Source organism: Microbispora sp. H10830 (assembly GCF_014161375.1).
Classification (GTDB): domain Bacteria; phylum Actinomycetota; class Actinomycetes; order Streptosporangiales; family Streptosporangiaceae; genus Microbispora; species Microbispora catharanthi.
Genome location: NZ_JABBWX010000018.1, coordinates 17,215 through 37,665, shown reverse-complemented (window position 1 = coordinate 37,665; position 20,451 = coordinate 17,215). Strand labels below are relative to the sequence as shown.

Below are 20,451 nucleotides of genomic sequence, written 5' to 3'. Positions count from 1 at the left end.
ATCCGATGAGAGCAGCTCCGATCAGGGCAGCCCGGCCGCGACCGTGAGATCGGCGAGGAAGCCGGAGTACGCCTCGTCCCGGTCGGGCGCGCGCAGGATCGCCGAGGGGTGGATCGTCGCCACGTAGTAAGCCCCCTCGCGCCGGGGGACCGGCTCTCCCCGATGCCTGGTGACGCGGAAGTCCGGGCCCAGCAGGGCCCGGGCGGCCGTGGCCCCCAGCACCACCGTCACCTCCGGGTCCACCAGGCGCATCTCGGCCTCGAGCCAGGGCCGGCAGGCGTTGATCTCTCCCACGGTGGGCTTCTGGTGGATTCTGCGCTTGCCGCGAGGCTCGTACTTGAAGTGCTTGACCGCGTTGGTCACGTACACCGCCTCGCGCTCGATGCCCGCCTCTTCGAGCGCCTTGTCGAGCATGCGCCCCGCGGGCCCGACGAACGGCGCGCCCTCGCGGTCCTCCTGGTCGCCCGGCTGCTCGCCGACCAGCATGAACCGTGCGTCGGGAACGCCCTCGCCGAAGACCGTCTGCGTGGCGGCTCGGTAGAGGTCGCACCCCTCGCAGTGTCGTGCGGCCTCCCTGAGCGCGGGCAGGCTGATCTCCGCCGGAAGGAATCGCTGGGCTCCGATGTTTCCCACCCTGGGTCGCTTCCCCAATAAGGTCGGCTGCGAACACGCGGGGAGGTCGTAGCATCGATTTACAAGGACTGGAGGAGCCTTGACCGCACACGGCCTGATCGACACTACGGAGATGTACCTCCGGACGATATTCGAGCTCGAAGAGGAGGGCATCGTCCCGCTCCGCGCTCGGATCGCCGAGCGCCTGCAGCAGAGCGGTCCGACCGTCAGTCAGACGGTGGCGCGCATGGAACGCGACGGCCTGGTCAAGGTCGAGGGGGACAGGCACCTCAGCATGACCGCGCTGGGCCGCACGCTGGCCATCCGCGTCATGCGCAAGCACCGCCTGGCCGAGTGCCTGCTGACCCAGGTGATCGGCATGCCCTGGGAAGAGGTCCACATCGAGGCGTGCCGCTGGGAGCACGTCATGTCGGAGTCGGTGGAGACCCGGCTCGTGAACCTTCTCAAGAACCCCCGGGTGTGCCCGCACGGCAACCCGATCCCCGGTCTGGACGAGCTGGGGGTGCCTCAGTCCGGTTCGGCCGGAGATGAGATGGTGTCACCCATGGTGACCCTCGCGGGACAGGCCCCCGTGCCCGTTGTAGTGCGCCGAATCAGCGAACAAGTGCAAAGCGACCCGGCCGTGATGCTTAAACTCAAGCAAGTTGGGATACAACCCGGACGCGAGGTGACGCTCGCGGCGAGTGACAACGGTGTAACGGTGACTGGTGATGGTGAGGTGGGAACCACGACCGCGGACCTTCCGAGGGACGTCGCCTCACACGTTTTTGTCACCAGACGATGACGGAATGAGTTGTGCCTGGTTGAATCCCCTAGGGAGTCCTTTCATTTCTCGCGACCCAGCCTTCGCAGGAGCGCCCGTGCCCGGCATAGCGAACCCACCTCGTCAAGGGACGGTCGTGGCATGAGGCGATGGGGAGATCTGTCACAGGACGCCGACGACCACCTTTCCGCCGGTTCCGTGCTCGACCACGCGGAGATGGCCGTGGTCGTGACCGACCGCTTCAGCAATGTCCTGTACTGGAACCCCTTCGCCGAGCAGCTGTTCGGCCGCGTGGGCGCGTCTCCGGGCAAGGAGTCGCTGCACACCCTGGGGATCTCGGAGAAGGACCATCCGCTCACGGCCGAACTGGCCAAGCACGTGCTGCGCGGCGGTGTGTGGGAGGGCACGTTCGACGTGGCCCGCGGCGACGGCTCCATGATCTACGTACGCGCGCAGGCCGTGCCGCTGCGGCACCCCTCCGGCTCCGTGAGCGGCATCGTGATCACCGCGCGCGAGGCGATGCGCAGCAACGAGCGTGAGAAGGACCGCTTCGGCCTGCTCGAGCGGATCGGCGAGCGGCTCGCCGGCTCCCTGTACGTCGAGGAGACGCTCAACCGGGTCGCGGAGATGCTCGTCCCGCAGTTCGCCGACCACTGCTTCATCGAACTGGTCGAGGGCGACCGCCTGGTGCGCAAGGTCTCCACGCACGTGAACGGCTGGACGCCGCCGCCGGACACCTGGCGGCCCGTGGGCGCGGAGATCAGATACCCCCTCGGGCACTACGCCGAGGCCGCCGTGCGCCGCCAGGAGACGATCCTCGTCGAGGACCTCTCCCAGGTCAGCTATCCGGCGCCGAGCGAGGGCGCGGCCCGGCTGTGCGGCGAGATCGGGATGACCTCGGCCATCGTCGCCCCGCTGTGCGTGCGCGGCGAGACGCTCGGCCTGATGTACCTCGGCCTGTCGAACCTCACGAACCGGCGCTCGCCCCACTACGACACCTTCGACCGCGACTTCGTCGGCGCCATCGCCACCCGCGTCGCGCTCGCCGTCGACAACGCGCTGCTGTTCGAGGAGGAGCGGCACACCGCCGAGTCGTTCCAGAAGCACCTGCTCCCGCGTCAGCCGCTGCCCTCGCTCGACGGCCTGGAGATCGCGGTCCGCTACTACCCGGCCGCCCCGCTCGCCTCGCACGGCCAGGGCATCCAGACCCAGGTGGGCGGCGACTGGTACGACGTGATCCCGCTGTCGGCCGGCCGCGTCGGCATCGTGATCGGAGACGTCGAGGGCCGGGGAGCCAAGGCGGCGGCGGTCATGGGCCAGCTCAGGGCCGCGTTGCGGGCCTTCGCCCAGGACGACAAACCGCCCGCTGACATCCTCGCCCGCCTGGACGAGTGGACCAGGATCGTCGCCGCGCCGGAACACGACGACTTCGGCGCCGACATCACCAACCCGCCGATCGTCACCTGCCAATACATGGTGTACGACGCGTGGTCGAGGCAGCTGTCGTTCGCCAACGCCGGGCACGCGCCGCCGTTGCTGATCGTGGACGGCGAGGTCAGAGACCTGGACATCACCGAGGTCGGCCAGCCGCTCGGAGTGCGGGCCAAGGGCATGCACGCCGACCTGGTCTACAAGGAGGAGACGAGGGTGCTGCCGCCCGGCGCGACCCTGCTTCTCTACACCGACGGCCTGGTCGATCGCAGGCCGCCGCGCGACTCCGCCACGGGCGTCCCCGGCGACGACGAGGCGCTCGACATCCTGCGGGAGAAGCTCGCCAAGGCGTCGGGAGAGTCCGTCGAGCGCATCGCCGACCTGGCCACGGTGGCCGTCCCCGGCGAGATCGACGACGACATGGCCATCCTCGTCGTCCGTTCGGCGGGCACGGAGCTGCAGTCCCAGGAGCGGACGTTCCCGGCCCAGCCCATCATGGTGAGCGAGGCGCGGCGGATGGCGTCGGAGGCGTTCGCGGGATGGCAGGTGCCCGAGGAACGCGCGGAGCTGGCCTGCCTGCTCGTCTCCGAGGTCGTGACCAACGTGGTCCTGCACGCCGCCAGCGCCAGTGTGCCGCGCCGCGAGCTGGTGCTCGACGGGCCGCCGCTGCCGTTCGACGAGTCGTGGGACGTGCCGGGCTTCGAAGAGGAGATCGCGGGCGACAAGGAGTTCACCCTGCGGCTGCGCAGGGGCGGGGAGTCCGTCTGGGTCGAGGTCTTCGACCAGGACCTGCGCCTGCCCCGCATCCGCAGCGCGGGGGAGAACGACGAGGGCGGCCGCGGCCTCTATCTCGTCGACCAGCTGGCGCGACGCTGGGGCTCCCGCCCGACCCGCGAGGGCAAGGCGGTCTGGTTCGAGATCCCCATCGGCGGTCGTTAGGTCGTGACGCGCCCCCTGTGCGGGGGCACGTCACGGTCAGTTCTTCTGCTTCATGCAGCTGTAGCCGCTCGGGCGTTCGGGTTCGAGCGTCACCTGCCGCAGCACGGTCGCTTCCATGGAGATGCGGAAGGTCTCCTGGTTCGCGCAGTCGTACAACGCGTACGCGCCCTCGCGTTCGCCGAGCAGCAGCACCTCCACACCGCCGCGCAGCACCTTGCCGCTTTCGCGGTCGTTGAGCACCACCCACTGGTCCTGGAAGCCCACCATCGACAGGAGCATGCTCGCGGGCCTGCCCTTCTCGGCGACGGCGAGCGCGTCGCTCTCCATCTGCCCCATCAGCGCGAAGCCCAGCCCGATGCCGGTGAACGCGGCCACCACGATCTTCATGCCCGCGCGGCCGGCAGGACGCCGCCGCAGCAGCCGGAACGGCACGAGGAAGGCCAGGGCGCCGATCACCACCGCGGTGATCACGATGCCGGCCAGCGACGCGCCCTCGCCCAGCCCGAGGTAACCGAGAAAGCCCCAGTAGCTCGCTCCGCACCACAGCGCGCCGGCGGTCGCGGCGGCCCACGGGCGCACGCGTACGGCCTGGGTCAGGCGGAACAGATGGCCGAGGGTGGCCTTGTCGAGCAGCCAGACGGCCGCCACGATGACGCCCGCGAGCAGCGCGCCGGCGATGATGAGCAGGATCAGCGTTCCCACCAGGCGGCCGAACATGGTGGCCTGGTCGATGCCCGCCTGTTCCGGGCTGATGTTGAAGATGCCGTACACCTGCTGGATGCCGAGATAGAGCAGCGCGTAGAGAGCGATGCCGATGGGCACCACGACCGATCCGCTGCGTTCCAGCAAGTCGATGACACCGGCCTTCACGTCCGGCTCCGGCAGGTCGGCGACGCCGGTGTGTTCCTCCGGCTTAGTCATGGTCATTTGTCGGTTCATTTCGTCTTCAATCAATGCGACGGAACATGATTGCAGCCCGCGCGGACGAGCACGCACGGGATCCGCCTCAACGGACGGACGGCGGACGCGACACGCTGCGCGCTTCTTTCCGGCCGTCCCTGGTGCTTGACTCGGACGCATGGAGCTCGCCCACGACCGTCGCGGCAGCGGCCCGCCGCTGGTCCTCCTCCACGGCATCGGTCACCACCGGCACGGCTGGCTGCCGGTCCTCGATCTGCTCGCGGAGCGGCACGACGTCATCGCGGTTGACCTGCCCGGCTTCGGCGAGTCCCCGCCGCTGCCGTACGGCACGCCGTACAACGTGGAGACGCTGGGGCGGGCGGTGCGGGAGTTCTGGACCGGGCTCGGCCTGAGCCGGCCGCACGTCGCGGGCAACTCGCTGGGCGGCTACATCGCGCTCGACCTGGCGTCTTCCGCCGACGTTCGCACGGCCGTCGCGCTGTCTCCCGCCGGGTTCTGGTCCCGGCCCGAGCACGCGTACGCGCGGGCCGTGCTGCGCCTGCTGCGGCTGGCGGCGCGGGCGGACGGGCTGCCCGCGCTCGCGGCCCGCACGGACGAGGGGAAGGCGTTGGCCTTGGGCCTGTTCATGGCCCGTCCGGAGCGGCTGTCGCGTGAGACCGTGCTCGCGGCGGCCACGGCGCTGCGCGAGTGCGTGGGGTTCGAGGAGACGCTGGACTCGCTGGCCTGGGTCGCGCCGCCCGCGCCGCCCCAGGTGCCGGTCACGATCGCCTGGGGCGACCGCGACCGGCTGCTGCCGCGCCGCCAGGCCGTACGAGCGGCGCGGTGGGCGGGGCAGCGGGCGCTGCTGCTGCGGGGCTGCGGCCACGTGCCGATGAGCGACGACCCGGAGCTGGTCGCGCGGGTGATCGTCGAAGGCAGCGTCCTCGAAGGCGGCGAAGACCCTCGCTGAGTCTCCCCGCGCCGCTTGTGCCGAGGGACACGCGGGGGCGGGGAAACCCGCGCATACTGATCAGTGTGGACACCGGACTCATCCTTCTGGTCTTCCTGGCGCTCCTGTTCGCGTGGCTGCTGAACAAGGTGCGCCGGTTCTTCCGGCTGAGCCCGGTGGCCTACGGAGGCGTGATGGTCGTGTTCGTCGTGGCCATGCTGCTGATCTGGGGACAGCAGCACAGCTGATCGGCCGGCGGGGGTCAGAAGCCGAAGGACCGGCCGATGATCTCCTTCATGATCTCGGTGGTGCCGCCGTAGATCGTCTGTACGCGGCTGTCCAGCCAGGCCTTGGCCACCGGATACTCCAGCATGTAGCCGTAGCCGCCGTGGAGCTGGACGCACCGGTCGACGACCTTGTTCTGCAGCTCGGTCGTCCACCACTTGGCCTTCGCGGCGTCCACCGCAGTGAGCTCCTTGGCGTTGAGCGCTTGCACGCTCTTGTCCACGTAGTGGCGGGCGATCTCCACCTCGGTGGCCAGCTCGGCCAGCAGGAACCGGGTGTTCTGGAACTTGCCGATGCTGCGGCCGAAGGCCGTACGGTTGCGGCAGTACTCGATCGTCTCCTCCAGCACCGTCTCCGCCGCGGCCACGGCCGCCACCGCGATCGACAGCCGCTCCTGCGGCAGGTTGTTCATGAGCTGGAAGAAGCCCTGACCCTCCTCGTCGCCCAGGAGATTGGCCACCGGCACCCGGACGTTCTCGAAGAACAACTCGGCGGTGTCCTGCGCGTGCATGCCGACCTTCTCCAGGTTGCGGCCGCGGGTGAAGCCCTCCATGCCGCGCTCTACCACCATCAGCGAGGTGCCGCGCGCGCCCGCCGAGGGGTCGGTCTTGGTCACGACCACGACGAGGTCGGAGTTGATGCCGTTGGTGATGAAGGTCTTCTGCCCGTTCACCACGTAGTGGTCGCCCTCGCGGACGGCGGTGGTGCGGATGCCCTGCAGGTCGCTGCCGGCCCCCGGCTCGGTCATCGCGATGGCCGTGATCAGCTCGCCGGACGCGAAGCCGGGCAGCCAGCGCTGCTTCTGCTCGTCGTTGGTCAGATCGACCATGTACGGCGCCATGATGTCGTTGTGCAGGCCGAATCCCAGGCCGCTGGCGCCGACGCGGATGATCTCCTCGACGATCACCATGTTGTAGCGGAAGTCAGTGATCCCCGAGCCGCCGTACTCCTCCGGCACCGAGAAGCCGAACATGCCCAGCTCGCCCGCCTTCTTCCACACCTCGCGGGGGACGATGCCGTCCTTCTCCCACTGCGCGTGGTGGGGGACGACCTCGCGGGCCATGAACTCACGGACGGTCTCGCGGAAGAGGTCGTGCTCCTCGTCGAAGAGGTCTCGCCGCATCGGGTACGCCTTCCGGCTCAGAATCTGTTGGCCGCACCAGAATACGATTCTGGTCCTCCCCCGGTCGATCGGCTTCAGGTTGTACGGACGGTCACAACTCCGAAACCATCGCGATAACGACCCCTTTGACCGCTTCGGATGCCCCTAAGATCTACCTTCGGTTTGCTATAGGCCCGCCAGGGCGGACCTGTGATCGGAGTATGCGGTGATTCGGTGGAAAGCGAGGCGGCGCACTCTCGCCGCCGCTGTCGTCAGCGTGGTCGGAGGAGCAATTCTCGCGCTTCCGCTGACGTCGGCGAGAGCGGAGACCGTGCAGGTCGACATGAACTACCGGTGCACCGAGGGTGTCGCGGGGGCTGGTCAGGTCAACCTCAAGGTGACGCTCACCATGCAGACCGCCCTGGCTGTCGGTCAGCCGCTCGACGTGCGATGGAAGCTCGCCTACCGGGACAACACGCGCTTCCTGTCGCCAGGCCTCTTCCAGCCCGGCGCCAGGGTCACCGCGACAGGTGTGGTCGGCGTCACCGACGAGCTGTGGACCGGTGAGCTCAACTCTGTGGGCTCGAAGGATCAACTGCTCCTTCAGAACGGCGGCCCTCTGGAACTGCCCGAACTGGTGTCCGGTTCGGTGAGCACGACCCAGGCCGGGGTCTTCGAGGTCGTGCCACGCCGGCTGCTCATCGACTTCACCCCGCCCGCCTCGGAGACCGTCGTCAACGACGATCACCCGTCGGTGCAGTACGTCGGCACCGACTGGACCGACTTCAACGATCGCGAGCCGCAGAATCACGACATCCACGAGGACGTCCACGCGTCCGAGGTGGTGGGAGCGGAAGCCCACTTCAAGTTCACCGGCACGGGTGTCGACTTCATCACCGAGCAGGACCACCGGGCCGGCCAGGTGCAGTTCACCGTGGACGGCAAGCCCGGCATCCCGGCGACCGCCGACGCGTCGAAGGACCGTGACGGCAACCCCGTAGTGGTTGCCAACCAGGGCAACTACGCCCTCTGGGGCATGCGGGGCCTGCAGTACAAGGAGCACGAGCTGGTCGTCAAGAAGACCGACGCCAAGTGGGCGATGGTCGACGGCTTCCGCGTGGTCACCGAGGAGATGGCCGATCCGCCGAAGCAGTTCCGAGCGAAATGCGAGCCGGTGAAGAAGCCGACGGCGATTCGCGTCAACATCGGCGGCGGCGACGACAATCCGGTCAGCCCGTCGCCGGACAGCTCGCCGGACAGCTCGCCTTCTCCGGACAGCTCGGCCAGCCCTTCAGGAAGCGTCTCGCCGAGTGCGTCGGCCACTCCCACGCCTTCGGGGTCGCCGAGCGGCGGCCAGTCTCCGTCGGCCTCGCCGTCGCCGTCCGCGAGCAGGAGCCCGAACCTGGCGCCGACACAGAACTACGTCGTCACCGTGGTTACAGTGCAGGGCACTCCGTCGCCTACGGCGACGAAGACGGTCACGCTGACCGCGACGCCGAGCGTGGCGCAGGTGGCGATCACGCCGCAGGGCGGTGCGCAGACCGGTGAGGCTCCGGAACGCGTGTCGTCCTCGGGCATGCTGCTGATCGGCTCGGGCGGCGCGCTGTTGATGATCGGAATGCTCAGCGGTGTGGCGATGCTCCGGCGCAGGGCGGCGCACTCGGGCGAGCGGGGCTGAGGAGGATGACGATGAACGACACTCCTGACGGCGGGGCTCCCGAGCAGGGCAGCACGGGCACCGACGCCAAGAAGACGCGCAAGCCGCTGCCCCAGCCGGTCCTCGCGGGCCTGCTCGTGGCCGGGTCGTTCGGCGGCATCGCGGCGGTGATGGCCGGGATGCTCGCCGTGCTGAGCCCCTCGGACTCCCAGGAGAGCGGGCCGGTCGCGGGCGCGGTGAACGTCCAGGACGCGGGCAGCGTGGCCTTCCTGCCGCCGACCGTCGGCCCGGGCGGGCCGGGCGTGCCGCTCACGGCGGCGGACCCGACCGCGCCGCCGCCGGCTCCCGCGATGCAGCCGATCGCCCCGCTGACCCTCACGAGCGTGGCCTCGTCGTCCTCGAAGCCGCTGTCGTCCTCGTCGTCCGGCGCGAAGAAGACGACGACCAAGAAGGTCACCGGCAGGCCGCTCAAGATCAGCATTCCCGCGATCGGCGTGAAGGCCGCGGTGGGCTCGGTGGGCGTGGACAAGTCCGGCGTCATCCAGACGCCCCCGCTGAGCAAGCCCAGCCTCACCGGCTGGTACCGCTTCGGACCGGCCCCCGGCGACCAGGGGCCGGCGATCATCCTCGGGCACGTGAACACCCGTAAGGGCGCCGCCGTCTTCAGCCGCCTGCGCGAACTCAAGCGCGGAAACAAGATCGCCGTTCTCCGTGCGGACGGCAAGATGGCGATCTTCACGGTGGACGGGATCGAGCAGGTCAGCAAGTCGACGTTCCCGACCAAGCGGGTCTACAGCAACACGATCACATCGTCGCTGCGGCTGATCACCTGCGGCGGGGTCTACAACGCCAAGCAGCACCACTACACCGACAACATCATCGTCTACGCGACGCTGACCGAGACCAAGGGCAAGTGATCGCGGGGTGATCAGCCCGTGCTGATCACCTCTTCGCCCTCTCGCGGCTCGCGCTCGGGCGGATCGTGCGGCCTGCGCCGTGCGGCCGTCCGAGCCGCGCGCTGGACCAGCAGCGTGCCCGCCACCGCCGCCACCGCGACGGCGAGCAGCGCGTACGGCTGACGCCACGGCGAGGAATCACCGACGGCCGCAGCGGCCTGGGCCGGCTGGGTGGCGCGGTCCGGTTTGATGGTCCGGGCCGGCTGCGCGGACGCGGCGGGCGTCGCGGCCGGAAGGCGGTTGGGAATGACGGCCGCCGCCTTCCAGGGGAACCCGGGCGGCTTCACGGGCCCCCAATAATCCATGACCTCGGTGCCGGCGGGCACCGGATACTGCGGCGGAGCCGCCTTCAGCCCGCCCGGCACCGTGAGCGTGCCGATCTCGTACGGTGCGAACATGCCCTGCAGACCCTGCACCCGCCACCGTCCGGCCGGCACTTTGATGGTCGTGGCGTAATGGGCGGGCTCCGGCAGCGGTGTCCCGCCGAACGTCAGGGTCGTGCCGTCCTCCCCGGTCAGGTGCAGGCCGATCGGTTCGAGGCCGCCGGGCCCCTCGTACGGATGGGTGCCGTGCTGGAGGACCCAGAAGCCCACCGTGTAGGAGATATCGGGCCGCACCTCGGCGGGAAGCGGGTCGAGTTCGGTCACGGCCCAGAAGCCGGCCCGCGCGTGAGCGGGCAGAGCCGGCGCGAGGATCGCGGCCATCGCCGCGAGGGCCACGAGCAGTCGTCTCATTTCAGTACCTCCACCCTCCCTACCGTGGGAGGGCGATGAAGGTTCCCTGAGAATTTCCTGACATACGGCGCCCGCCGGTGATGTGGGTGGTCAACTCCTGGAAGACTGTTCGCTACTTCGTACGTGACTGTGGTGGCAGGAGAGACGTCGTGCCCGACCCCAGTGCCCGGCGCAGGAGTGCCAGGCGTCGCATCGCGGCCCGGTCGGCGGCGGGAGCGACGGCCGCGCTGGCCCTGATGACGTGGCCGGTGCTCGCGGCGACCGAAACCACGACCGTGCCGTATTCCTGCACTCCGGCCGGCGGCGCCGCCGCGACCTACCCGGTGAACGTGACCCTGGTCGCGCCCGACGACCCGGTGGTGAGCAGCACGGCGACCGTGACCTGGCGGATCGCTCCCGCGTCGCCGTCGAGCGGCCAGAGCGCGATGGTGGCACCGGCGACGGGTATCGCGGCGAACGACGTCATGGTCGCCGAGGGCCTGGTGGAGGTGACCGGCGCTCCCGTCGTGAGCGAGTCCGCCACTCCCAGCCCGTCGCCGACCCCCACGCCCTCTCCGTCGGCGTCGCCTTCCGCGTCGGCCACCCCCTCCCCTTCGGCCTCGCCGTCTTCGGACGACACGAACACTTCCGCGTCACCCTCCGCGAATGCGTCACCCTCCGCGAGTGCGTCACCCTCCGCGAGTGCGTCACCCTCCGCCAGCGCGACTCCCTCCGGCGAGGACACGGACGACACGGAGACCGGCACGCAGGAGGAGAGTCCTTCGGTCATCACGCTGAGCCCGTCCGCCTCCACGGTGCTTCCGTCGTCTGTCTCGCCGTCGGCCACGCTGACGCCGATCCCCGAACTGCTCGTCACGCTGACTCCGACGGCGGTGGGCACGGTCGGAGTCGCGGCAGGGAACTTCACGCTGAAGCTGCGCCCGGCGGGGGACACCACCGGCACGGGCGAGGCGCTCTACACGTGCACGCTGCCGGCGTCCGCGACCCGGGCGTCGCTCGCGCTCACCGTCGTCGCCTCCTCGTCCGCCTCGCCGTCCCCCTCACCGTCCGCTTCGCCTTCCCCCTCGCCGAGCCCGTCCGGCAGCGACAACGCGGGCGGCAACACGAGCAGCTCGCCCACTCCCAGCCCCGGAGCGTCGACGACCCCGACCACGAGGACCACGGCGACCACCACGGTCACGGCGACCGCGACGGTCTCCCGTACGGCGACCAAGCAGATCAAGACCACGCCGCTCGGCGGCGCGCAGACCGGGGCCGGGGGCGACGCGGGCCCGGACGCCCGGCTTGTCGTGCTCACCGGCCTGGCGCTGATGGCCGCGGCTGCGGCCGGAGGGCTGCTGCTCCGGCGCTTCGGTCCGAACCCCGGCTCATACAACCCCGGCTCGTACGGCAGGCACTAGGTCGTGTCTGACAAATCATGGCCCTGCTGCGCGTGGCCCAGGCGGCGCCTCGCTGCGTTGTCGTCGTCGCCGATAACGCTGTTATCGGCTCCTCCTCCGCCTTGCGATGCATCCACCTGGATCCACGCTCGCGACGGGCAGCATTTGTCAGACACTCCCTAGTGTCCGGCTGACGCGGACATGCCGAGAACGTGAGAAAGTTTGAGCAAGGGGAGGCGGTCTTGGGGTTTTTGTCCGTAAGATCTCTACCTGACCGTGACCGTATGCTGGCATGCTGGTACGCCTGTTGACTGCGAGCATGGAAGTGGAGAGAAGTCAGTGCTGAAGTCAAAGGCGCGGGGCCGTGTCGCCGGAAGGGCCGCCGCGGCCGGAGTGGTCAGCGCGGGCCTTCTCCTGGGCCTGGGCGCGCTCGGCGCGCGAGCCGACACGAAGACCGTGACCTACAGCTGCACTCCGGGCACGGGCGGCACCGCCGTCACGCACGATTTCACGGTGACGCTCACCGCGAGCACCTCGGCGGTGACCGGCACCCAGTACACCGCGACCCTGAACATCCAGCCGGTCACGACTTCGGCGTTCCCCGCGCCGGTGCAGATCGCGAGCGGCGCGGCGATCGAGTTGCAGCCCACCGTGTCGGCGTCGGCGCTGCCGGCCGGCATGACCGCGGGCGTGTCCACACCCTCGCCGACCGGCACGGCGTTGACCGCGTCCGTCGCGGCCCAGGGGTCGATGCCGCCGCTCCCCATGGCGACGCTGACCGTCACGCCGTCGACCGGGGCCACCTCCGTCGTGCTGACGGCGAAGGACTTCAAGATCAGCATGGTCGCGCCCGCCGGCACGGGGGGCACGACCACCACGACGCCCACCGCGCTCTACAACTGCGTGGTCGCGACGACGGGCAGCACGCTGCCGGCCGTGGCGACGATTCCGGTGACGAGCGCCTCGGCGTCCCCGAGCGCGAGTGCCAGCGCCAGCGCCAGCCCCAGTGCCTCCGCGAGCGTCTCGCCCACGCCGCGTAACACCAGGACGGTGTACGAGACGGTCTTCGCGTCGCCCACGCCTGCCAAGACGAAGAAGACGAGGTCCGTCCAGGTCGAGAACACTCCCGGGGGTGGCGCGGCCACCGGCGGTGGAGGGGACGCGGGCCCCGACGCCCGCCTCTTCGTCCTCACCGGCGTCGCGCTCATGCTGGCGGCGGGGGGCGGCGGACTCGTGCTCCGGACCCGGCGCCGCCCGGTGAGGCAGTAGGACGAGCCATGACCACCCCGCCACCTGGACAGTACCCGCCGGGCCAGCCGTACGGCATGCCTCCCGGGCCGGGCGGGCAGGGCTACCCGCAGCCGGTTTACGGCCAGCCGGTCTTCCAGCCGGTCATGCTGCCCCAGATGCAGCACGTGCAGCCGGTGCCCCCGCCGCAGCCGCCGGAGGAGAAGCCTCCCGGCGACGGCGCGGAGGCCATCCGGCGGGTGCTGATCACGGCGGCCATCCTGGGCTTGGTCGTCGTGATCGTGGGCGTAGTGATCATGGTGAACAACCCCGACGAGTACGCCGCGCCGACCCGCTCGACGGTGAAGCTCGCGGCGCCGCAGAACGGGCTCGCCCCCTCCGTGGGGCCGGGCGGCGCCGGGCAGCCGCTGACGCAGGCGGTCGCCACCGCGCCTCCGCCGGTTCCGAACATTCCGGCGGCTCCGGCGATGCAGCCGTCCACGCCCAAGCGCCTGGTCATTCCCAAGATCGGCGTGAACGCGTCGATCAAGTCGGTCGGTCTCGACCGCTCCGGTGCGATCCAGACGCCCCCGATCAGCAACCCGAATCTGGTCGGCTGGTATCGCGGAGGCCCGACGGCGGGTGAGTCGGGCCCGGCGGTCATGCTCGGCCACAAGGACACCACCTCGCGCAGCGCCGTCTTCACTCGTCTGCACGAACTGGCGTACGGCGACAAGATCGAGGTGTACCGCCTCGACGGGACCGTGGCCATCTTCACCGTGGGCGGTATCGAGCAGGCGAACAAGCAGACGTTCCCCACCAACCGGGTGTACGGGCACGCCGACAACGCCGAGCTCAGGCTGATCACCTGTGGCGGCAAATACAACTATTCGACCGGTCACTACTTCGACAATGTCATCGTCTACGCCACGATGACCGGAACGCGTCTGGCGAAAACGACGTCCTGAGCCGGGGCACCTCGCCGGAAGGGCTCGTGGCCGGCGGCCGTCGGGGCTATGGTCTCTTCGACCGATCATGAGGAGGGCCAATGGGCTGGTTCTCGAAACTCCTGCTGCCCGGTCGGCTGCGCACAGGGCCCACGGCGCTGCTGCCCGCCCGGCCGGATCCGAAGACACTGCTGGCGGTCGCACAACTCGCCGATCCCGAGGCGAGAACCGACGGCGACGACATCCTCGCGGGCGGGGCGCGCATCGAGCCGCCCGTCGAACTGACCGGAGACGTCCTCGCCAAGCTCGGCGTGCCCGACGAGGACAGGCTCTGGGCGTGCCGGATCGCCGCCGAGGGCCCGCTGCCGGTGGACTTCTTCGACAAGAGCCTGGCCGAGGGCATCGCATACCGCCTGGGCGGCTGGTCACTCTGCCAGGGCGAGCCGCTCGATCCGGCGGAGGACGGCGGAGACCCGCTGGTCTACCTGCCGGCCGTGCCGGAGCCCGAGGAGATCCTGCCGATCCTGGCCGAGTCACTGCGGCACGCCGACGCCGTGGACACCGAAAGGTGGCCGGAAGGTGAGCTGATCGAGGGCGTCGTCCACGTCCCCGTCCGCCGTGGCAGGGTGGCCGACGTCTACGCGGGCGCCGACGTGCTGGTCACGGTCGAGGAGGGGCACCGCATGCCGCCCGCCGCCCAGGTCCGCTGGCCGTACCTGACGGAGATCGCGATCGCCCGGGTCTCCCCGGCCGCGCGTACGGAGGAGACGGGAGGCGAGGACGCGGAGCTTGCCGGTGCGGCTGCCGGAGATGCGGCCGACGGCCGGACGGAAGAGGTGACGAGCGCGGACGAGGCGCAGGGGGCGCTGCTCGCGCGGGCGGCCGTGGCGCTCGCGCTCGCGGACGGGCTCCGGGGGATCGCGGCCGACAGCCGGGGTTTCCAACTCGCCGAGGCCGGCGACGTGCTGCCCGGACGATACGCCTGAGCCCTGCCCATCGACCACGCCCATACCGTCGCCTCCCCCGACGAAAGTTCTGATGTAACCTCTCACTAACCGAACATTGCTCGGTTTCCTATGGAGGCACTGTGGCAGAGGCGTACATCGTCGGGGCGGTCCGCACGCCGGTCGGCAAGAAGAAGGGCGGGCTCTCCGCGGTCCACCCGGTCGACCTGGCCGCCCACACTCTCTCCGCGCTCGTCGAGCGCACCGGCGTCGATCCCGCCGCCGTGGACGACGTGATCATGGGCTGCGTCATGCAGTTCGGCCCGCAGTCCATGGACATCGCACGCAACGCGTGGCTCAGCGCGGGCCTCCCGGAGACCGTGGCCGGGGTCACGATCGACCGGCAGTGCGGCTCGTCGCAGCAGGCCATCCACTTCGCCGCGCAGGGAGTGCTGTCGGGCACGCAGGACCTGGTCGTGGCGGCCGGCGTCGAGTCGATGTCCATCGTCCCGATGGGGTCGAGCATCACGGCGGCGCTGGAGAAGGGCATGCCGTTCCCGTTCGGCGACAAGTGGGTCGAGCGGTACGGCAAGCAGGAGATCTCCCAGTTCCGCGGCGCGGAGCTGATGTGCGAGAAGTGGGGCCTGGAGCGTGACGATCTGGAGCGCTACGCCTACGAGAGCCACCAGCTGGCCGCGAAGGCGATCGCCAACGGCCACTTCAAGGACCAGATCGCCCCGGTCGGCGGCGTGACCGACGACGAGGGCCCACGGCCCGACACCACGCTGGAGAAGATGGCCGAGCTGAAGACCCTGCGCGAGGGCGGCCGGATCACCGCGGCCACCTCCTCGCAGATCTCCGACGGCTCGGGCGCGCTGCTCATCGCCTCGGAGCAGGCGGTGCGCGACCACGGGCTGGTCCCGCGCGCCCGCATCGTCACGCTCGCGCTGACCGGTGACGACCCGATCTACATGCTCACGGCGCCGATCCCGGCCACCCGCAAGGCGCTGGCCAAGGCGGGGCTCGCGATCGGGGACATCGACGTCATCGAGATCAACGAGGCGTTCGCCCCGGTGCCGCTGGCCTGGCTCAAGGAGATCGGGGCCGACCCGGCGCGGACCAACCCCAACGGCGGAGCCATCGCGCTGGGGCACCCGCTGGGCGGCACCGGCGCGATCCTCATGACCAAGCTCCTGCACGAGCTTGAGCGCACCGGTGGGCGGTATGGCCTGCAGACGATGTGCGAGGGCGGCGGCCAGGCCAACGTCACGATCATCGAGCGTCTCTGACCGTTCCGCACGAAAAGGGCACCCCGGATCGCCCCGGGGTGCCCTTTTCGTGCAGGAGAGCGGCGTGGTGTGCCCAGAGCCGTACGGGGCTCTCGCGTCCGTCCTCAGATGCGGGGGCCGAGGAAGGTGCCGCCGGTGGCGTCGATGAGGTCGCCGGTGATCCAGCGGGCGTCGTCGGAGGCGAGGAAGGCCACGACGTCGGCGATGTCGGACGGCTGGCCGATGCGGTTGAGCGCGGAGGCCGTCGCGGTGAGCGCCTCGATCTCCGGGCTGGAGTGGATCCAGGCGTTCGGTTCGGTGTCGGTGACGCCGGGCGCCACCGTGTTGACCGTGATGCCTCGTTCGCCCACCGCATGGGCCAGCGTCCTGCCGAGCACGTTGATCGCACCCTTGGCCATCGAGTAGGCGAGTTCGTGGGCGATGGCGATGCGCGTGTCGGCGGAGGAGATGTTGATGATGCGGCCGCCGTCGCGCAGCAGGGGCAGAGCCCGCTGGATGATGAAGAACGGCGCGCGCACGTTGAGCGCGATCAGCCGGTCGAACTCCTCGGGGGTCGTCCGGTCGATCGAGCCGGTTCCCATCGCGCCGCCCGCGTTGTTGACCAGGATGTCCAGCGGCCGCCCGGCCAGGCCCTCCTCCAGCCCGGCGAACAGCGTGTCGACGTCGCCGGGCACGCCGAGCTCGGCCCGGACGGCGAAGGCGCGGCCGCCCGCCTGCTCGATCGTCGCGATCGTCTCCTTCGCCGCGGACTCGTTGCGGCCGTAGTGCACGGCGACGTACGCGCCGTCCGCCGCCAGGCGCTGGGCGATCGCCCGGCCGATTCCGCGCGAACCACCGGTGACCAGCGCCGTCTTACCCGCGAGCTTGCTCATTCCGTCCATCTCCTCAGCTCATGCAAAAACTGTTTATGTCGCACACTGTTTTGTCTATGTTATATACAGTTTTTGGAAGAGGGTCAAGGTGAATCGGGAGGGCCGGTGGCGGCAAAGGGTGACAAGGGCGGCGGCGATCTCGCCCGCGGCATGGACCTGCTCTGGGGGACGGCCGACAGGCCCAGCCGGGGTCCGAAGCCGAGCATGTCCGTGGAGCGGATCACCGGGACCGCGATCGAGATCGCCGACGCCGAGGGGCTGGCGGCCGTCTCCATGCAGCGGATCGCCGCCGCCTTCGGGTTCACGACGATGTCGCTGTACCGGTACGTGCCGGGCAAGGCGGAGCTGGTCGCCCTCATGATCGATACGGCGATCGGCGACCGCCCCGATCTGGAGTCCGTGCCGGGAGGGTGGCGTGACCGGCTGGCGGACTGGGCCCGGCAGTGCCTGCGGCTCTTCGTGCGCCATCGCTGGCTGATCGAGGCGACCGGCGGGCATCGCATCATGGGGCCGAACGAGCTGGGCTGGCTGGACGCCGCGCTCGCCGTCCTCGCGGACGCCGGTTTTCCGCCGGTCGAGCAGCACGACGCGTTCCTGCTCCTCAACGGGCATGTCCGCAGCGTCGCGCAGAACATGACGGGAGCCGATCGGCTACGCGTCGACGAGTGGTCGGCCGCTCTCGGGGAGCGGCTGCGCCGGCATGGCGACCGCTATCCGGCCCTGGTCGCGGCCATGCGGGGCGGCGGCTACTCCCAGCCCGCGGCCGAGCCCCTGGAGTTCGGGCTGCGCTGCCTGCTCGACGGGCTCGAGAAGCTCCTGGCGGAGGCGCCGGGCACGCCACCGGGCCGTTGACGTGGAGAAAGGGCACCCCGGATCACCCGGGATGCCCTTTCGGCCGCGAAGCGGCTTACCTGGCTCTCGGCAGCCGCCGCGGCTGCCGCACCGGCCGCATGGGCGGGGCCGGGATCTGACGCGGCGGCGGGAAGGAGCGCTGGGGCTGCGGCGTGCGCGGGTTCTGCTGCTTGCCGCCCTTGCTGGACGCGCGAGTACGCATACGGGATCTCCTTGTACGTCGGGAACGCGGCACCGAGGTGCCGTCACTCAGCTGCCGCGTCGGATGGACAGGGCCGGGAAAGCTGAGCGGATCAGCGGCTCAGAGGGCTGATCAGCGGTCGCCGTACAGAATCCACATGCCGGTGACCCTAACAACGCGCCACAGCCGGGGACAAAGGGTTTTTTCGCACCAAAGCGTCCAAGCGGCGTGCAAGTCGGATACCAGATCGCGACAAGTGGGTTCCTGTGTACTCAAACACGTCAAAGAGACGTTCCTTGCACAGGAGATACCCGTGAAGTCCATCAAGCGCGCTGCGGCCGCTCTCGCCACCACCGCCGTCGCCGTCACCACCTTCGGCGTCCTGTCCAGCCCGGCGCACGCGATGCAGCCCGCTGACGGCTGGTACCGCTGCTACATCTCGGGCTACGGCTGGATGTGGTGCTACGACGTGTGAGTCATACCTCGTTCCACGGTCCCGTCCCCGCGCTCGCGCGGGGACGGGGCCGTGGCGTTCAGCCGATACGCCGGTGGACGTCGTCGAACATGGACGGCCCGGTGCGCTGAGGGGCGATCCACGGGCCCTCCAGCGACGGGTCGACGATCCCGTCCTCCATGAACGTGTAACGCCCGTCGAGCACCCGCCGGGCCAGCCGTACGTCCCTGGCGTCGGTGTTGTCCCACAGCCGGTCGAACAGCGCCTCGGCCCGCTGCCTGGCCTGGTGGCAGAAGGTGTCGGCCAGCTCGTACGGCTTGCGCCCGAACTCGGCCGCGTCCTCCTGGGCGCGCACGCAGACCGCGGTGATGGCGAACAGTTCGGCGCCGATGTCCACGATCCGCGACAGGAACCCCTGCTTGTGCTCCAGCCGCGCCTGCCAGCGCGACATGCCGTAGAACGTCGATCTGGCGAGCTTGCGGCTGGTCCGCTCGACATACCGCAGGTGCTGGGCCAGCGGGCCGAACTCGGCGTACGACGTGGGCACCTGGCCGGGCCCGGTCACCAGACTCGGCAGCCACCTGGCGTAGAAGGCGCCGGCCCGGGTGGCCGCCCGCCCCTTGGCCCGCAGGCCGGCCTTCGGATCGACGAGCTCGCCCGCGACCGACAGGTGGGCGTCCACCGCCTCGCGGGCGATGAGCAGGTGCATGATCTCGGTCGAGCCCTCGAAGATGCGGTTGATCCGCAGGTCGCGCAGCATCTGCTCGGCGGGCACGCCGCGCTCGCCGCGGGCGTGCAGCGACTCGGCGGTCTCGTAGCCGCGCCCGCCTCTCATCTGCACCAGCTCGTCCATCAGCCGCCAGGCCATCTCCGTGCTGTACAGCTTGGCGAGCGCGGCCTCGATGCGGATGTCGTTGCGCTCGTCGTCGGCCATCCGGCTGGACAGGTCCACCACCGACTCGAGCGCGTACGCGGTGGCGGCGATGAAGGCGACCTTGCGGGCGATGGCCTCGTGCTGCCCGACCGGCCTGCCCCACTGGACCCGCTCGCACCCCCACTCACGGGCGATCTTGGTGGCCCACTTCGCCGCGCCGACGCACGTGGCCGGCAGCGACAGGCGCCCGGTGTTGAGCGTGGTCAAAGCGATCTTCAGGCCCTGGCCCTCGCGGCCGATCAGGTTCTCCACCGGTACGCGCACCTGGTGGAAGCGCGTGACGCCGTTCTCGATGCCGCGCAGGCCCATGAACCGGTTGCGGTGCTCGACGGTGATACCGGGCGAGTCGGCCTCGACCACGAAGGCCGAGATCTTGGTGCCGGTCCGGGCCATCACGACGAGCAGGTCGGCCACGACGCCGTTGGTCGTCCACAGCTTCACGCCGTTGATCACGTACGCGTCGCCGTCGCGGACGGCGGTCGTCGACAGCCGGGCGGGGTCGGACCCGACGTCCGGCTCCGTGAGCAGGAAGGCCGAGATCTCGCCCCGGGCGCAGCGGGGCAGGAAGCGGCGCTTTTGCTCGGGGGTGCCGAACAGCCGCAGCGGCTGCGGAACCCCGATGGACTGGTGGGCCGACAGCAGTGCGCTGAGCGCGGGGGAGCACGACGTCACGAGTGCCAGCGCGCGGCAGTAGTACAGGTGGCTCAGCCCCAGCCCGCCGTACTCCTCCTCGGTGGTCATGCCGAACGCGCCGATCGCCGCCAGGCCCTTGATCACCTCGTCCGGAATCACGGCGGTGCGCTCGATGAGCGAGGGATCGACCTTCTCCTGCAGGAACGCCCGCAGCGCGCGCAGGAAGTCGTCTCCCTTCTTGATCTCCTCCTCGGTGAGGCGGGGGGCGGGATGCACGAGGTCCAGCCGGAAGTCCCCGAGGAAGAGCTGCTTGCCGAAGCTCGGGCGGGTCCACTCCGTCTCGCGCGCCTGCTCGGCCACCTCCCTGGCCTTGGCGTAATCGGTCGTCAT

General features: G+C 70.1%; 21 protein-coding genes. 13 read left to right on the top strand and 8 right to left on the bottom strand.

The annotated features are described in order from the left end of the window. Positions 1–21: 21 nt before the first annotated feature. Complete coding sequence (locus HHX35_RS34805) at positions 22–633, bottom strand: UdgX family uracil-DNA binding protein (RefSeq protein ID WP_310739509.1); 612 nt, start codon at positions 631–633, stop codon at positions 22–24. 79 nt (positions 634–712) lie between these two features. Here HHX35_RS34805 and HHX35_RS34800 point away from each other — a divergent pair, with 79 nt between their 5' ends. Both HHX35_RS34800 and HHX35_RS34795 read left to right on the top strand, forming a co-directional pair. Then, complete coding sequence (locus HHX35_RS34800; protein WP_139580490.1) at positions 713–1,417, top strand: metal-dependent transcriptional regulator; 705 nt, start codon at positions 713–715, stop codon at positions 1,415–1,417. 120 nt (positions 1,418–1,537) lie between these two features. Then, positions 1,538–3,766, top strand: coding sequence for a SpoIIE family protein phosphatase (locus HHX35_RS34795; protein WP_182902895.1), 2,229 nt, complete (start codon positions 1,538–1,540; stop codon positions 3,764–3,766). A gap of 36 nt (positions 3,767–3,802) precedes the next feature. Here the strand turns inward: HHX35_RS34795 and HHX35_RS34790 are convergent, their stop codons facing one another. Further along, positions 3,803–4,693 (bottom strand): hypothetical protein, encoded by an 891-nt coding sequence (locus HHX35_RS34790; protein WP_182902894.1) that lies wholly within the window; start codon positions 4,691–4,693, stop codon positions 3,803–3,805. Positions 4,694–4,844: 151 nt separating this feature from the next. Here HHX35_RS34790 and HHX35_RS34785 point away from each other — a divergent pair, with 151 nt between their 5' ends. Both HHX35_RS34785 and HHX35_RS34780 read left to right on the top strand, forming a co-directional pair. Beyond that, positions 4,845–5,636, top strand: a complete 792-nt coding sequence (locus tag HHX35_RS34785; protein WP_182902893.1) for an alpha/beta fold hydrolase — start codon at positions 4,845–4,847, stop codon at positions 5,634–5,636. 65 nt (positions 5,637–5,701) lie between these two features. Next, positions 5,702–5,863 (top strand): hypothetical protein, encoded by a 162-nt coding sequence (locus HHX35_RS34780; protein ID WP_167538831.1) that lies wholly within the window; start codon positions 5,702–5,704, stop codon positions 5,861–5,863. A gap of 14 nt (positions 5,864–5,877) precedes the next feature. Here the strand turns inward: HHX35_RS34780 and HHX35_RS34775 are convergent, their stop codons facing one another. Further along, complete coding sequence (locus HHX35_RS34775; protein ID WP_182902892.1) at positions 5,878–7,023, bottom strand: acyl-CoA dehydrogenase family protein; 1,146 nt, start codon at positions 7,021–7,023, stop codon at positions 5,878–5,880. A gap of 205 nt (positions 7,024–7,228) precedes the next feature. Here HHX35_RS34775 and HHX35_RS34770 point away from each other — a divergent pair, with 205 nt between their 5' ends. Together HHX35_RS34770 and HHX35_RS34765 are read left to right on the top strand one after the other, a co-directional pair. Next, positions 7,229–8,680 carry a hypothetical protein gene (locus HHX35_RS34770; protein WP_182902891.1) on the top strand — a complete coding sequence of 484 codons (1,452 nt, stop codon included), beginning with the start codon at positions 7,229–7,231 and terminating at the stop codon, positions 8,678–8,680. 11 nt (positions 8,681–8,691) lie between these two features. After that, positions 8,692–9,576 carry a class F sortase gene (locus HHX35_RS34765; protein ID WP_182902890.1) on the top strand — a complete coding sequence of 295 codons (885 nt, stop codon included), beginning with the start codon at positions 8,692–8,694 and terminating at the stop codon, positions 9,574–9,576. 11 nt (positions 9,577–9,587) lie between these two features. Here HHX35_RS34765 and HHX35_RS34760 read toward each other — a convergent pair whose 3' ends face one another. Next, entirely contained in the window at positions 9,588–10,349 is a 762-nt protein-coding gene (locus HHX35_RS34760; RefSeq protein WP_182902889.1) for a hypothetical protein, read from the bottom strand. Between the two features lie 316 nt (positions 10,350–10,665). Continuing rightward, positions 10,666–11,205, bottom strand: a complete 540-nt coding sequence (locus HHX35_RS34755; RefSeq protein WP_182902888.1) for a hypothetical protein — start codon at positions 11,203–11,205, stop codon at positions 10,666–10,668. A 16-nt stretch (positions 11,206–11,221) separates the two neighbouring features. Here HHX35_RS34755 and HHX35_RS34750 point away from each other — a divergent pair, with 16 nt between their 5' ends. The 5 genes from HHX35_RS34750 to HHX35_RS34730 all read left to right on the top strand — a co-directional run bounded on the left by HHX35_RS34750 (position 11,222) and on the right by HHX35_RS34730 (position 16,135). Then, a complete protein-coding gene (locus HHX35_RS34750; protein ID WP_182902887.1) occupies positions 11,222–11,749 on the top strand; it encodes a hypothetical protein in 528 nt (175 codons plus the stop codon). A gap of 318 nt (positions 11,750–12,067) precedes the next feature. Continuing rightward, entirely contained in the window at positions 12,068–12,997 is a 930-nt protein-coding gene (locus tag HHX35_RS34745) for a hypothetical protein (RefSeq protein ID WP_182902886.1), read from the top strand. Between the two features lie 8 nt (positions 12,998–13,005). Then, complete coding sequence (locus HHX35_RS34740; RefSeq protein WP_182902885.1) at positions 13,006–13,923, top strand: class F sortase; 918 nt, start codon at positions 13,006–13,008, stop codon at positions 13,921–13,923. 80 nt (positions 13,924–14,003) lie between these two features. Next, positions 14,004–14,888 carry a hypothetical protein gene (locus HHX35_RS34735; RefSeq protein ID WP_182902884.1) on the top strand — a complete coding sequence of 295 codons (885 nt, stop codon included), beginning with the start codon at positions 14,004–14,006 and terminating at the stop codon, positions 14,886–14,888. Between the two features lie 101 nt (positions 14,889–14,989). Further along, complete coding sequence (locus HHX35_RS34730; protein ID WP_182902883.1) at positions 14,990–16,135, top strand: acetyl-CoA C-acetyltransferase; 1,146 nt, start codon at positions 14,990–14,992, stop codon at positions 16,133–16,135. 104 nt (positions 16,136–16,239) lie between these two features. Here the strand turns inward: HHX35_RS34730 and HHX35_RS34725 are convergent, their stop codons facing one another. Next, a complete protein-coding gene (locus HHX35_RS34725) occupies positions 16,240–17,007 on the bottom strand; it encodes an SDR family oxidoreductase (protein ID WP_182902882.1) in 768 nt (255 codons plus the stop codon). Positions 17,008–17,112: 105 nt separating this feature from the next. On the opposite strand from HHX35_RS34725, the gene HHX35_RS34720 reads away from it, so the two are divergent. Further along, positions 17,113–17,859 carry a TetR/AcrR family transcriptional regulator gene (locus HHX35_RS34720; protein ID WP_182902881.1) on the top strand — a complete coding sequence of 249 codons (747 nt, stop codon included), beginning with the start codon at positions 17,113–17,115 and terminating at the stop codon, positions 17,857–17,859. Between the two features lie 55 nt (positions 17,860–17,914). Here HHX35_RS34720 and HHX35_RS34715 read toward each other — a convergent pair whose 3' ends face one another. Then, positions 17,915–18,061, bottom strand: coding sequence for a hypothetical protein (locus HHX35_RS34715; protein ID WP_182902880.1), 147 nt, complete (start codon positions 18,059–18,061; stop codon positions 17,915–17,917). 292 nt (positions 18,062–18,353) lie between these two features. Here HHX35_RS34715 and HHX35_RS34710 point away from each other — a divergent pair, with 292 nt between their 5' ends. Further along, on the top strand, positions 18,354–18,515 hold the full coding sequence (locus HHX35_RS34710; RefSeq protein ID WP_182902879.1) for a hypothetical protein: 162 nt from the start codon (positions 18,354–18,356) through the stop codon (positions 18,513–18,515). A gap of 58 nt (positions 18,516–18,573) precedes the next feature. On the opposite strand, the gene HHX35_RS34705 is transcribed toward HHX35_RS34710, so the two are convergent. Continuing rightward, entirely contained in the window at positions 18,574–20,451 is a 1,878-nt protein-coding gene (locus tag HHX35_RS34705) for an acyl-CoA dehydrogenase family protein (RefSeq protein ID WP_182903002.1), read from the bottom strand.

Excerpts from the sequence above, each read along its gene's own strand:
- HHX35_RS34760 (WP_182902889.1), bottom strand. The coding sequence starts at position 10,349 with ATGAGACGACTGCTCGTGGCCCTCGCGGCGATGGCCGCGATCCTCGCG.
- HHX35_RS34765 (WP_182902890.1), top strand. The coding sequence starts at position 8,692 with ATGAACGACACTCCTGACGGCGGGGCTCCCGAGCAGGGCAGCACGGGC.
- HHX35_RS34715 (WP_182902880.1), bottom strand. The coding sequence starts at position 18,061 with ATGCGTACTCGCGCGTCCAGCAAGGGCGGCAAGCAGCAGAACCCGCGC.
- HHX35_RS34740 (WP_182902885.1), top strand. The coding sequence starts at position 13,006 with ATGACCACCCCGCCACCTGGACAGTACCCGCCGGGCCAGCCGTACGGC.
- HHX35_RS34735 (WP_182902884.1), top strand. The coding sequence starts at position 14,004 with ATGGGCTGGTTCTCGAAACTCCTGCTGCCCGGTCGGCTGCGCACAGGG.
- HHX35_RS34705 (WP_182903002.1), bottom strand. The coding sequence starts at position 20,451 with ATGACGACCGATTACGCCAAGGCCAGGGAGGTGGCCGAGCAGGCGCGC.
- HHX35_RS34795 (WP_182902895.1), top strand. The coding sequence starts at position 1,538 with ATGAGGCGATGGGGAGATCTGTCACAGGACGCCGACGACCACCTTTCC.
- HHX35_RS34775 (WP_182902892.1), bottom strand. The coding sequence starts at position 7,023 with ATGCGGCGAGACCTCTTCGACGAGGAGCACGACCTCTTCCGCGAGACC.
- HHX35_RS34725 (WP_182902882.1), bottom strand. The coding sequence starts at position 17,007 with ATGAGCAAGCTCGCGGGTAAGACGGCGCTGGTCACCGGTGGTTCGCGC.
- HHX35_RS34790 (WP_182902894.1), bottom strand. The coding sequence starts at position 4,693 with ATGACCATGACTAAGCCGGAGGAACACACCGGCGTCGCCGACCTGCCG.
- HHX35_RS34785 (WP_182902893.1), top strand. The coding sequence starts at position 4,845 with ATGGAGCTCGCCCACGACCGTCGCGGCAGCGGCCCGCCGCTGGTCCTC.